The organism is Arthrobacter echini (assembly GCF_004803505.1).
Classification (GTDB): domain Bacteria; phylum Actinomycetota; class Actinomycetes; order Actinomycetales; family Micrococcaceae; genus Arthrobacter_D; species Arthrobacter_D echini.
This window is the reverse complement of sequence record NZ_SSWH01000008.1, coordinates 131,954-144,326: the sequence shown is the minus strand read 5'-3', so window position 1 is coordinate 144,326 and position 12,373 is coordinate 131,954. Positions and strand designations below refer to the sequence as shown.

Annotated in this window: 14 protein-coding genes; 10 read left to right on the top strand and 4 right to left on the bottom strand. The window is 66.5% G+C overall.

Annotation, left to right across the window (positions count from 1 at the left end):
* The first annotated feature begins 274 nt into the window (after positions 1–274).
* The 3 genes from E8P82_RS10535 to E8P82_RS10525 all read left to right on the top strand — a co-directional run bounded on the left by E8P82_RS10535 (position 275) and on the right by E8P82_RS10525 (position 4,665).
* Positions 275–2,053, top strand: coding sequence for a BCCT family transporter (locus tag E8P82_RS10535; protein WP_136454715.1), 1,779 nt, complete (start codon positions 275–277; stop codon positions 2,051–2,053).
* A 217-nt stretch (positions 2,054–2,270) separates the two neighbouring features.
* Positions 2,271–4,187, top strand: a complete 1,917-nt coding sequence (gene typA, locus E8P82_RS10530; protein WP_136454713.1) for a translational GTPase TypA — start codon at positions 2,271–2,273, stop codon at positions 4,185–4,187.
* A gap of 19 nt (positions 4,188–4,206) precedes the next feature.
* On the top strand, positions 4,207–4,665 hold the full coding sequence (locus E8P82_RS10525) for a hypothetical protein (protein ID WP_136454712.1): 459 nt from the start codon (positions 4,207–4,209) through the stop codon (positions 4,663–4,665).
* A gap of 87 nt (positions 4,666–4,752) precedes the next feature.
* On the opposite strand, the gene E8P82_RS10520 is transcribed toward E8P82_RS10525, so the two are convergent.
* On the bottom strand, positions 4,753–5,013 hold the full coding sequence (locus E8P82_RS10520; RefSeq protein ID WP_136454710.1) for a hypothetical protein: 261 nt from the start codon (positions 5,011–5,013) through the stop codon (positions 4,753–4,755).
* A gap of 135 nt (positions 5,014–5,148) precedes the next feature.
* Here E8P82_RS10520 and fdxA point away from each other — a divergent pair, with 135 nt between their 5' ends.
* The 3 genes from fdxA (at position 5,149) to E8P82_RS10505 (ending at position 8,074) form a co-directional block, all read left to right on the top strand.
* A complete protein-coding gene (gene fdxA / locus E8P82_RS10515; protein ID WP_136454709.1) occupies positions 5,149–5,475 on the top strand; it encodes a ferredoxin in 327 nt (108 codons plus the stop codon).
* A complete protein-coding gene (gene dapC, locus E8P82_RS10510; protein WP_281275792.1) occupies positions 5,476–6,630 on the top strand; it encodes a succinyldiaminopimelate transaminase in 1,155 nt (384 codons plus the stop codon).
* Between the two features lie 160 nt (positions 6,631–6,790).
* Positions 6,791–8,074, top strand: a complete 1,284-nt coding sequence (locus E8P82_RS10505) for a citrate synthase (protein ID WP_136454707.1) — start codon at positions 6,791–6,793, stop codon at positions 8,072–8,074.
* A 207-nt stretch (positions 8,075–8,281) separates the two neighbouring features.
* On the opposite strand, the gene E8P82_RS10500 is transcribed toward E8P82_RS10505, so the two are convergent.
* Both E8P82_RS10500 and E8P82_RS10495 read right to left on the bottom strand, forming a co-directional pair.
* On the bottom strand, positions 8,282–8,854 hold the full coding sequence (locus E8P82_RS10500; protein WP_136454706.1) for a hypothetical protein: 573 nt from the start codon (positions 8,852–8,854) through the stop codon (positions 8,282–8,284).
* 95 nt (positions 8,855–8,949) lie between these two features.
* Positions 8,950–9,522 carry a hypothetical protein gene (locus E8P82_RS10495; protein ID WP_136454704.1) on the bottom strand — a complete coding sequence of 191 codons (573 nt, stop codon included), beginning with the start codon at positions 9,520–9,522 and terminating at the stop codon, positions 8,950–8,952.
* A gap of 164 nt (positions 9,523–9,686) precedes the next feature.
* On the opposite strand from E8P82_RS10495, the gene E8P82_RS10490 reads away from it, so the two are divergent.
* From E8P82_RS10490 to E8P82_RS15275, 3 genes are all read left to right on the top strand, one after another.
* Entirely contained in the window at positions 9,687–10,196 is a 510-nt protein-coding gene (locus E8P82_RS10490) for a hypothetical protein (protein WP_136454702.1), read from the top strand.
* Positions 10,197–10,338: 142 nt separating this feature from the next.
* On the top strand, positions 10,339–10,545 hold the full coding sequence (locus E8P82_RS15280) for a hypothetical protein (protein WP_246021238.1): 207 nt from the start codon (positions 10,339–10,341) through the stop codon (positions 10,543–10,545).
* The gene (locus E8P82_RS15275; protein ID WP_246021237.1) at positions 10,520–10,777 is read left to right on the top strand and encodes a hypothetical protein; all 258 of its coding nucleotides are present in this window, start codon (positions 10,520–10,522) and stop codon (positions 10,775–10,777) included. The genes E8P82_RS15280 and E8P82_RS15275 overlap by 26 nt, the downstream gene beginning before the upstream one ends.
* A 252-nt stretch (positions 10,778–11,029) precedes the next feature.
* Here the strand turns inward: E8P82_RS15275 and E8P82_RS10480 are convergent, their stop codons facing one another.
* Positions 11,030–11,515 carry a MarR family winged helix-turn-helix transcriptional regulator gene (locus E8P82_RS10480; RefSeq protein WP_168796551.1) on the bottom strand — a complete coding sequence of 162 codons (486 nt, stop codon included), beginning with the start codon at positions 11,513–11,515 and terminating at the stop codon, positions 11,030–11,032.
* A gap of 17 nt (positions 11,516–11,532) precedes the next feature.
* Here E8P82_RS10480 and E8P82_RS10475 point away from each other — a divergent pair, with 17 nt between their 5' ends.
* Entirely contained in the window at positions 11,533–12,372 is an 840-nt protein-coding gene (locus E8P82_RS10475) for an NmrA family NAD(P)-binding protein (protein ID WP_168796550.1), read from the top strand.
* Position 12,373: the final 1 nt, after the last annotated feature.

Below are 12,373 nucleotides of genomic sequence, written 5' to 3'. Positions count from 1 at the left end.
GCGGTGGTGTGAGCGGGAAGTGTAACGATTGGCCTGTCAATGCCTCCGGCGTCTTCCCCGCGAACTCCGGGAGGTGATCTCCTAGAGCCGACTGCGATGCACGCGAGACGAACATGCCGGATGGTAGTCCTCCTGGCTGTCCGAACGGTCGCCGTCGGGCCGAATTTTCGTCCTTGACACGGGCGCTTCTGTACCCTTGAGAGCTGACCTCGCGTTCGACACCACGGATCCAACGTCGTGTCGGACCCAGTCGGCACCCAGAAGGAGAACAATTGTGAGCACCAGGACCGAGAGCGGCGCGGCCGCAAGCCCTGCCCGGCAGCCGCCGGGCGACGGACGCCGGCCGCCTCGAGGAAGCGCTCGGCTCGCCCTTCCCGTCTTCATCCCGGCCGCCGTCCTGATCGTGGTGTTCGTCGCCTATGCGCTCATCGCCCCGGACTCCGCAGCGACCCTGTTCGCAGGCGTCCAGGAGAACGTGATCGGTGCGTTCGGCTGGTACTACGTAGCGCTCGTGGCCTTCTTCGTGATCTTCTCCCTGTGGGTGGGCTTCAGCCGCTACGGCGACATCCGGCTCGGCAAGGACGAGGACAAGCCCGAATTCTCCACCATGTCCTGGTTCGCCCTCCTGTTCGCGGCAGGTATGGGCATCGGGCTGGTCTTCTGGGGGGTGGCCGAGCCGCTCAACCACTTCGCCAGCCCCCGGCCCGGCGTCACGGGAACGGACATCCAGCTCGGCCAGCAGGCCATCACCCAGACCTTCCTCCACTGGGGTCTGCACGCCTGGAGCATCTATGTCGTCGTGGGTCTGTCCATCGCCTACGCCGTGCACCGCCGGGGCCGGCCCATCTCCATCCGCTGGACCCTCGAGCCGCTGCTCGGTGACCGGGTCAGGGGCGCCTGGGGTCATGCCATCGACGTCGTCGCTCTCGTAGGGACGCTCTTCGGGGTCGCGACCTCACTGGGCCTCGGTGTCCTCCAGATCTCCTCCGGTCTCGACAGCGCCGGCATTCTCGCGGCAACCGAGGCCACGCAGGTCAGCCTGATCCTGGGGATCACGGCGCTGACCATCCTCTCGGTGGTCTCCGGTGTGGGCAAGGGCATGAAGTGGCTCTCCAACATCAACCTCGTCCTCGCCGGAGTCCTGCTCCTCGTGGTGCTCTTCGCGGGTCCCACCCTCTTCCTCCTGCGCGAGTTCGTCCAGTCGATCGGCAACTACCTCCAGAACGTGGTGGGGCTGACCTTCAACACACTGGCGTTCTCCGGCACCGAGGGCGAAGCCTGGCAGGCTGCCTGGAGCACCTTCTACTGGGGCTGGTGGATGTCCTGGGCCCCGTTCGTCGGCATCTTCATCGCCCGGATCTCCAAGGGCCGCACGGTGCGCGAGTTCGTCGCAGGTGTGCTGCTGGTCCCCACCACGCTGGGCTTCCTCTGGTTCGCCGTCCTCGGAGGGTCCGCCATCTACCGTGAGATCTTCGGCCAGGGTGGCCTGGTGGCCGACGACGGGTCGGTGGACACCGAGAACGCACTCTTCGGGCTGCTCACCGAGCTACCGGGCGGACCGGCGCTGCTGATCGGCGCGATCATCCTGATCGCCATCTTCTTCGTCACCTCGGCTGATTCCGGCGCCCTGGTCATGAGCATGATCTCCACCGGCGGGGATCCGAACCCGAGGCATTGGGTCCGCGTGTTCTGGGCAATCCTTGCGGCTCTTGTGGCCACCGCCCTGCTCCTCGTGGGCGACACCGGCCTGAGTTCCATCCAGACCGCCGCGATCCTCACGGCCCTGCCCTTCAGTATCGTGATGCTCCTGATGACGATCGCCACCGCCAAGGCTTTCCACCGCGAGCACCGAGCGAAGCAGGTGGCCCTGGAACGGGTCGCGACGGCGGCAATGGCCGCGCGCGTCAGCGATCAGGTCAGCGAATCGATGTCAGGGCAGGTGCAGCGGCAGGTGCAGGAGCACCTGGCGGACTACTCGCCCGAGACCAGACAGAACGGCAACGCCGGTGGCGCCGGACCCACCCGGACGCCGCGGAACTACCCGCACAGCTAGCGCACACCGGCGGGTCCGATGGGCGCGACGAGACGGCGGTCCTCCGGCTGGAGGGCCGCCGTCCTGCGTCCACGGTCCACCCGGATCCTGATCGGCGCTGCTCCTGATTGACAAGCTCCATTAGGTCTGATTTTGCCCAGCGCCTAGAATATTGGAAGGCGCGCACTGCAGCCGCCACCACTTTCCCCGCAGTAGATACGGAATTGAGTCCTCACGCATGTCTGAAACCACAGGCAACACCGCTGTCCGCAGCGATCTCCGCAACGTAGCCATCGTGGCTCACGTTGACCACGGAAAAACCACCCTGGTCGATGCCATGCTGAAGCAGACCAACTCCTTCGCCGCCCACGGCGACGTGGCCGAGCGGGTCATGGACTCCGGCGATCTGGAGCGCGAGAAGGGCATCACCATTCTCGCCAAGAACACCACGGTGTTCTACGACGGCCCATCGGCCAACGGTGAGACCATCACCATCAACGTCATCGACACCCCGGGCCACGCGGACTTCGGCGGCGAGGTGGAGCGCGGCCTGTCCATGGTCGACGGCGTCGTGCTTCTGGTCGATGCGTCCGAAGGGCCGCTGCCCCAGACGCGCTTCGTGCTGCGCAAGGCGCTCGCCGCGAAGCTTCCGGTCGTGCTGCTGGTCAACAAGACGGATCGCCCCGACTCCCGCATCGAGGAGGTCGTGAGCGAGTCGATGGACCTGCTCCTGGGTCTCGCGTCGGATCTCGCCGACGAGGTACCGGATCTCGATCTCGATTCGATCCTCAACGTACCCGTCGTCTACGCCGCAGCGCGTGCCGGTGCCGCCTCGCTCGAGCAGCCCGCCGACGGATCGGTACCCGCGAACGACGATCTGGAACCGCTGTTCCGGACCATCATCGAGCACATTCCAGCACCCCGCTACAACCCCGACGGCGTGCTGCAGGCACACGTCACCAACCTCGACGCCTCGCCCTTCCTCGGTCGCCTCGCGCTGCTGCGCATCTTCAACGGCACGCTGCGCAAGGGCCAGCAGGTCGCCTGGGCACGCCAGAACGGTGAGCTGAAGACGGTGAAGATCACCGAGCTCCTCGCCACCAAGGCACTCGATCGCGTCCCGACCGATTCCGCCGGACCGGGTGAGATCGTGGCCGTGGCCGGCATCGAGGGCATCACCATCGGGGAGACCCTCACCGACGTCGACAATCCCCAGCCGTTGCCACTGATCACCGTCGACGACCCGGCGATCTCCGTCACCGTCGGCATCAACACCTCGCCGCTCGCCGGCCGGGTCAAGGGTTCCAAGGTCACTGCACGCCAGGTCAAGGACCGTCTCGACAAGGAACTCGTCGGCAACGTCTCGCTCCGCGTCCTGCCCACCGCCCGGCCTGACGCATGGGAGGTCCAGGGACGTGGTGAGCTCGCGCTGGCGATCCTCGTCGAGCAGATGCGGCGTGAGGGCTTCGAGCTCACGGTCGGCAAGCCGCAGGTGGTCACCCGCACCATCGACGGCAAGGTCCACGAGCCCATGGAACACATGACCATCGACGTGCCCGAGGAGTACCTGGGCGGGGTCACGCAGCTCCTGGCAGCCCGCAAGGGCCGCATGACGAACATGGCCAATCACGGCACGGGCTGGGTCCGGATGGAGTTCATCGTCCCGGCCCGCGGTCTGATCGGCTTCCGCACGCGCTTCCTCACCGACACCCGCGGGTCCGGTATCGCCGCCTCGATCTCCGAGGGCTACGAACCGTGGGCCGGCGATATCGAGTACCGCACGAACGGCTCGATGATCGCCGACCGGGCCGGCGTCGTCACGCCTTTCGCCATGATCAACCTGCAGGAGCGCGGCTCGTTCTTCGTGCAGCCGACCTCCGAGGTCTACCAGGGCATGATCGTCGGCGAGAACTCCCGTGCCGACGACATGGAGGTGAACATCACGAAGGAGAAGAAGCTCACCAACATGCGTGCGGCGTCGTCGGACTCCTTCGAGAACCTGACACCGCCACGGAATCTGACGCTCGAGGAGTCCCTCGAGTTCGCCCGGGAGGACGAGTGCGTGGAGGTGACCCCGGAGTCCATCAGGATCCGCAAGGTCATCCTCGATGCGAACGAGCGCATGCGTGCCTCGCGTTCCCGCGCCCGCGCGTAGTAGCGCATCGGTAGACCGGATGTACGACGACGTCGGTGCTTCCCCTGGGGGGAAGGGCCGGCGTTCGTCGTTGCGGGAGCTGCTCGGTGCGGTTGCCGCCGGCGTCGCGGCGGGGGTCCTCGGGACACTGCTCCACGGTCAGCTGTTCAGTGTCGGCGGTGTCATCATTCCCCTCGGCGCCGTCGGAGCGCTGGTGCTGGCCGGGAGCCTGTTCCTCCTCTGCGGGCTCTGGGCGCGGAACATCATCATGACCGCCGTGGCCGGAGCCGTTGCCTACGGTGTGGTGGCAGCGCTCTCGACATCGTCGAAGACACTGATCCTGACCGGCTCCTCCGAGGCGGCGCCGGGCCCGGCCCTGGCCGGGAATCTCTGGCTGTTCGGCGTGCTGGTCGTGACACTTGCAGCGGTGGCCATCGGCGCCGTCGTCCTCCGCCCACGCGGTCGAGGCCCGCGCAGTCGACGTTCAGTCCGACGCTGAGGCACCGCCGTCGCCGGGCCCGTACGGTCCACGGACGCGGATCCACCCAGTCGAGTGCGTTGTCGGCGGGTGCGCGTCGAGAGCGCTTCAGCCGCGCACCCGACCATCCCCGGTCGGCGGCCGGCGCGGAGAACGCCGCGGCGGGGCCGGTGGGACCGTTCTGGCCGCGGTGATGTCGCCGAGCATGACCACGTCGTCGCCCCTGCTGCGGGTGCGCACGGTGCACGAGGAGGCATCGAGCGCGACGAGGTCGCCCAGCGAGTCCGCGAAACCCTCGCCGGTCCGGCGCCTGACGACCACCCGCGTCCCGAGCGGGAGGGTGGCGAGGAGATCGGCTGGAGTCTGCACCTGTCAAGGGTATGTCGCACGGGACGACGGCGCCGGACACTCACCCGGCGGGAGCCGGCCTCGCCGGGTGAGTTAAGCTGGAGACAGCACCGAGAAGTGCATCAGCAGACCCAGTCACAAGGAAAGGCGTGGGAAGTGACCTACGTAATCGCGCAGCCATGCGTCGATGTCAAGGACAAGGCCTGTATCGAGGAATGCCCGGTCGACTGCATCTACGAGGGTGAGCGCTCGCTCTACATCCACCCGGACGAGTGTGTGGACTGCGGTGCCTGCGAGCCCGTGTGCCCCGTCGAGGCCATCTACTACGAGGACGACACCCCCGAGCAGTGGGCCGAGTACTACAAGGCCAATGTCGAGTTCTTCGACGAGCTCGGCTCACCCGGCGGAGCGGCGAAGATCGGGAACGCCGGCTTCGACCATCCGATCATCGCGGTCCTGCCGCCGCAGAACCAGCCCGTCTAGGTGGGCCCCGGGGAACGGGTCCCGTTCGGTCTGCAGCTGCCGGGATATCCGTGGGACTCCATGGCCCCGTTCCAGGAGATCGCGGCCCGGCACCCCGACGGCGTCGTCGACCTGTCCATCGGTACGCCCGTCGACCCCACCCCGACGCTGATCCGGGCGGCCCTGGGAGCTGCGGCCGATGCCCACGGCTACCCCACGACGCACGGAACCGCCGCGCTGCGTGAGGCGATCGCCGGGTGGTTCGCCCGGCGCCGCAATGTTCCCGGCCTGGATCCGCAGGACATCCTGCCGACGGTGGGCTCCAAGGAGCTCGTCGCCTGGCTGCCGCTGCTGCTCGGTCTCGGTGAGGGCGACGTCGTCGTGCGCCCTGCCACCGCCTACCCCACGTACGACATCGGCGCCCACCTCGCCGGAGCAACGGCAGTGGCAGCCGATTCCGTGGCCGAGCTCCCGCCCGGGATCCGTGACCGGGTGCGCCTGGTGTGGATCAACTCGCCGGGGAATCCCACGGGCGAGGTGCTCGATGTGGAACAGCTGAGAACCGTCGTGGACGAGGCGCGCTCGCTCGGCGCCGTCGTCGCCTCGGACGAGTGCTACGCAGAGCTCGGCTGGGGGCAGTGGGACCCGTCGGAGGGCGGCAGCGCCGTTCCGAGTGTCCTCGACCCGGCGGTGTGCGGCGGCTCGCACCACCTCCTGCTGGCGGTCTACTCCCTGAGCAAGCAGTCCAATCTCGCCGGGTACCGGGCGGCTTTCACGGCGGGGGATCCGGCGATCGTCGCTTCTCTGGTCAATTCCCGCAAACATGCGGGCATGATCGTCCCGTACCCGGTGCAGGAGGCCATGCGCGTGGCACTCGGGGACGATGCTCACGTCGAGGAGCAGAAGGACCGGTACCGCCGGCGTCGTACGCTCCTGGTCCCCGCACTGGAGGAGGCGGGTTTCACCATCCACGGCTCGGACGGCGGCCTGTATCTCTGGGCGCGCACCGGGACGCCGACCTGGGAGACCATCCGTGCGCTGGCGGAGCTCGGGATCCTTGCCGGTCCCGGTACCTTCTACGGCGAGGCGGGGGAGGGCTTCGTCCGCATCGCGCTGACCGGGAGCGACGAGCGGGTCGCGGCAGCCGTGGCGCGCCTGGCAGCCGCCCCTGGGTGAATGGACCCGTGCCCGGCGTCACACTGTATGGACAGTGCGGAATTAGTGATCGACGGCGGGCTGGCGGTAGCGTGTTGGCTGACGTTTGTCCCGGAGTGACACGAGTCCTCCGGCAGAGCGACGATGTGCTGACCTCGTGCCGGCTCCAGAAGGAGAATCAATGACCGAGCAGAACGCTGCATCCCTGCACTACGACGGTGGCGAGCTCGAGCTGCCGCTGGTGCCCGCGGTCGAGGGCAACAACGGGTACGACGTGTCGAAGCTGCTGAAGCAGACGGGTCAGGTGACCTTCGACCCGGGCTTCATGAACACTGCGGCCACCTCGTCCGCGATCACCTTCATCGACGGCGACGCCGGGATCCTGCGCTACCGGGGCTACCCGATCGAGCAGCTGGCACAGAACTCGAGCTTCCTCGAGGTCTCCTACCTCCTGATCTACGGCAATCTGCCCACACCCGAGGAGATGACGGCGTTCGATCAGCGGATCCGCCGGCACACCCTGCTCCACGAGGAGCTCAAGGGCTTCTTCGGTGGCTTCCCGCGCGACGCCCACCCCATGCCCGTCCTGTCCTCGGCCGTCTCCGCGCTGTCCACGTTCTACCAGGACTCGCTGGACCCCTTCGATGACGAGCAGGTGGAGCTCTCAACGTTCCGGCTCATGGCGAAGCTGCCCGTCATCGCGGCCTACGCCCACAAGAAGTCCATCGGCCAGCCCATGCTGTACCCGGACAACTCCATGAATCTGGTGGAGAACTTCCTCCGCCTCTCCTTCGGACTGCCCGCCGAGCCGTACGACCTGGATCCGATGATGGTCAAGGCCCTGGATCTGCTCCTGATCCTGCACGCGGACCACGAGCAGAACTGCTCGACGTCGACCGTGCGCCTGGTCGGAAGCTCGAACGCGAACATGTTCGCCTCCGTCTCTGCGGGTATCAACGCCCTCTTCGGTCCCCTCCACGGTGGTGCCAACGAGGCCGTCCTGAACATGCTCCGCGACATCAAGTCCCAGGGTGTGAAGCCCGAGGACTTCATGGAGAAGGTCAAGAAGAAGGAAGATGGCGTGAAGCTCATGGGCTTCGGGCACCGCGTCTACAAGAACTACGATCCGCGCGCGAAGATCGTCAAGGCCACCGCGCACGACATCCTCGGCAGGCTCGGCGGCAACGACGAGCTGCTCGACATCGCCATGCGGCTCGAGGAGAAGGCGCTCGCCGACGACTACTTCATCGAGCGCAAGCTCTACCCGAACGTGGACTTCTACACGGGCCTGATCTACAAGGCGATGGGGTTCCCGGAGAAGATGTTCACCGTGCTGTTCGCCATCGGACGCCTGCCGGGCTGGATAGCCCAGTGGCGCGAGATGATGCAGGACCCGCAGACGAAGATCGGTCGCCCGCGCCAGCTGTACACGGGCGAGGGGGAGCGGCACTACCCCGCACGCTGATCAGCCGGCTTTCACGGTACTGTCCGACGGCAGCCGCTCTTCCTCACGGAGGGGCTGCCGGCTTCGTCGCCGGCAGTGAACACTCTCGACAACCCTCCATGTGTAGCTCCACTCCGCCTGCTTGCTGCCAGACGCTGTGATGTGTCGGCCGGCGGATGGCAGAGGAGGGCGCCGCAGGAGCGTCGCCGAGGAGGCTTGAGGTCGGCGTCAGCTTCCTGCGGTCATGGCTCCTGCTTCGGTGGCCTCGATGTAGGCTTGTTCTTCCCAGCGCTCGAACGCAGGATCGTCCAGATCGACCCCTAGCTCGTTCTCGACCGTGGCCAGGTAGAACTCCTCGCGCACGGTGCCGACCACTCCGACGGGAGTGCCTGGTGCGAGTCCGGGGATGTCCTGTTCGTGAACGACGAGGAGAGGTTCGATGACGACCTCGTCGATGTCCACCGGGTCCTCGGTCTGCTCGTCGCTGTTCGCGTTGTCGATGACGGTGAAGACGTTCGGGGAGATGACCTCGTCCACGATGGCGCTCACGGTGACTTCCGTACCGACGTAGAACTCCACATCGTCGTAGAACTCACGATCGTAGACACCCGTGTAGTCGTCGTAGGAGTCGACCGAGCCCGAGTCCTCCTCGAGCGCGCCCTCGCCGGACGAGCTCTCCTCGACGAGGGCCGGCATCTCGTCGTCGTCATTACTCGAACACCCACCGATCCCGAATGCAACGGCGATGAGCGCCGCTGCCGTCACGATCCTGTGTCCTGCAGCGTCCTTCTTGGCTACCATGCGACTACTCCTCTGTTTTCTGCATCGCTGCTTTCTGCGCCGCACCCGGGACAGCGCGATCGAGACGACGGTGACGACGGTGGCGCAGCGGGGATCTACGACCGGGGCGGGGTGACAGGTTCGGCTCCTCGCTCGATCTTCACACCGTCGAACCTTAAATCCACGGGCTGTGTGAAACGCCGTCCGTTGATCTCGTCGTGTCGCATGAAAGCAGGCGGCTCGATGTGGACGCGCAAGGTGTAGTCCCCGTCCTCGGACACGGTCCAGTTCCGGGCGAAGTGGTACAGCATCGGATGCCACACCAGTTCATGCTCGTACGGTCCCATTTCCTGCCCACTGGGCGATACCAGTGTCGCGGTGACCGTCACTGCCGGTATGAACCGGCCGTCAGCGGCGTCCTGCACGGTGATCTCCACGTGCACGTTCTCATCCGCGGGGTTCTGCCACGTCAGGCGACCGTCGCTGAAGCTATAGAGTCCTTCGGCTTCTTCGATGGCGTAGCCGACGGTGTACTCACCGGCCTGCTTCGTCCCGCCGTCGTGCGCGACCTCCTCGACCATGTACTGCAAGGCACGGCTGTATGCCTCGCCCTGGGCGCGTGCTCTGTCCAGCTGCGGGCCAGTGGCCTCGGAAGAACTCGGGTCCATCGGTGGCTCGTGCTGCTGCATCACAGTGCTCCTCTGACGACGATGATCTTCCAAGCATCGTGGTGCCATCGAGGAACTGGCAAGCACCCTTACTGGTTCTCGGCGGACTTGACCCGTCAGAAGCAGCCTCTTTCGTACATCCGAACGCCCTGTTCGCTACGGACTGGTACTGCGAGACCAGCGAGATGGTTTTGCACACGAGCCGGGCTCCGGCGGGAAACCCGGACGCGAGGCTCCCGGGGAAGCTGGTCTGCCAGGTGCTGCCCGGCAGGCAGGCGCGGGCCCAGGAGTCGGACCTGCGGTTGTTCAACCACCTCTTCGCCACCGCCCGGAAGCGGATTACGGTCAGCCCGTCCTTCGTGCTCGACCGTCAGGTCAACCTACTGGCCACCGGAAGGGATTTGGTGGATCGGATGGATACGGTCGTGGCCGCGCACTGGGAGCACAGCCACGAACCGGAGCTGTCGGAATGGCCCGGATCGGGCTCGGGCCGGGAAGGTGCCGAGGTGACGGTGTTCTCGGACCTGCAGGTCGGCATGTGGTGGGACAACACCGCAATGATCCACGACCACGCCGTGGGTGCCGTTGACGAGCTCACCGCGGCCTTCGAGGAGCGCGGTATCGAAGTTCTGGCCGACGAGGCGGTCCTGATGTCGGCCCACCACTACGAGGGGAGGTCCATGAGACGTCCGTGACCCGCGGGATCGGCTTCAGCCTGGCCCCGGTATGGGTCAACGCCCCACCTCAGTTGATGACGATCGAGCTGCACGAGGACCAGAGCGGAGTCCGCCACGGTCGATCTGCACAGCAAACCGATGCGCGAGAAGGAGTACCTTCATGGCACACCCTGCAAACGAAGAGGCCCATCAGCAGCACCAGGACGAGCACCGATCCTCCACCTCGAAAGGGATGTATCTCTGGTTCGGGGCGATGATCCTCACGGCGATGGTGGTGATGTACGCCACCATGTTCACGGGCACTTACGAGTGGTCTCACGTGCGGCTGGAGCGAGAGCCGCATGTTCATGGCCCTGACCATGGGTGAGACCTCGGGCTTGATCATGCTCGCCTGGATGCTGAACATGTACAGGAACAGCACAGCGAACGTCGCCGTCGTCGCCGTCAGTGTGCTGCTCCTGGGCACCGGCATCTTCCTGGACCGCAGTCAGATCACGGACATCAAGAACAACGGCGAGGCTACCACCGCCCAGGAGGCCGAGGCCCGGGAGGTCCCGGACTACGAGGAGGCAGCAGAATGCCAATGCCCAGCCGACTGAGCAACCGCAATCGCGCAGGATTCACGGCCGAGGGGGCAGCTCTCGCGCATGGGCTGCTCGATGGATCCGAGGGATTCGGATGGCGTCTGCCTGGGTTGTTCTCGGGCCACTCCGTCACCGAAGTCGCCCTACTGTCTGCCTCATCGGGCGTCGTGCCGCCCTCAGGCACCGGCTTCAGCATCCGCACCGATCGCGCAGGCACTGAAATGTCCGCTTGAATGCTGATGACCCTTCGCAAATCAGGGAAAGTGGTCAGGGTGAGAAGCGATCACCCGGTCCTCGGGACGGTGCAAGGCCGTCCGCGAAGCGGGCCAGGAGCGTACCGAAGATTCTCACCTCGGCCGGGTCCCACTCCTGGAGCTGGTCCGCCAGCCACGCAGTACGGGCCGTCACCGCCCGTTCCCTGAGCGACGCGCCGGCCGGCGTGAGTTGCAGGGCGGTGCGACGGGCGTCGATCGACGACTCGACCCGGAGCAGCAGCCCCGCCTGAGCAGCGCGATCGACGAGGCGGCTCGCCGTGGAAGCTGTCACGTCGGCGAGCTCCGCAACGTCCCCGACCACCACCTCCGTCCCCGCTTCCACGCCACGAGCGCACGCCTCGACCACGATGAGACTGGAGACGTCGACGGCGGTGATGCCGTCGTCGTCCACGAACGGGCTGCGGGAGGCACTCCAGAGTCGGCGCAGGCGGAGCAGGGCGTCGTCCAGCACGGCGATGTCGGTCGGATCAGAGCACATGTATGTATCGTACATACATGAACTCACCACTTCTCGTCACAGGGGCCACGGGCAACGTGGGGCGCCCGCTGGTTCAGGCGCTACGAGCCGAGGGCGCGGACGTCCGGCCCGCGGCCCGTCACAACGAGGATCCGGACGGCGTCATGTTCGACTTCAAGGACGCCGCCACATGGGAGCAGGCGTTCGATGGCGTCCGGTCCATGTTCCTGGTCCGTCCACCGCACCTCGCGCGGATCAGCTCCGACCTGGTGCCGGCGCTCGCATATGCCCGGACGGCGGGAGTACGCCACGTGGTGCTGCTGTCCGTGCAGGGGGCCGGGCGGGTGCCCGTGCTGCCCCACGCGGCGATGGAACGCTGGCTGCGCCGCTCGGGCCTGGACTGGACCTTCCTGCGTCCGTCCTACTTCGACCAGAATCTGTCCACGGTCTTCGCCGCCGACATCCGGGACCGCCGGCAGATCGTCGTTCCTGCGGGCGATGGCAGAACCGCATTCGTGGACGCGGTCGATGTCGCTGCTGTCGCTGCGAGTGCGCTGCTCGAGCCGCAGCGTCACATCGGGCGGACCTGGACGCCCACCAGTGACGAAGCGCTGACGTACGAGGAGGTAGCCGCCGTCTTCTCCGACGTCCTCGGCACCCGCGTCACCTACCGACGACCGAGCATCCGCGCCTATCTGCTGCACGCGCGCCGCACCCTCGGCTTCGACCCTCCAATGGCGGCGATGACGGCCCTCATCCACGCCGCAGCACGCCTGGGTGTGGCGGGACATGTCACCGGGGACGTACGCAGGGTGACCGGTCATGCGCCGACCACTCTGGGCGATTTCGTCCGCCGTGAGAAGCACGTATGGGAGTGAT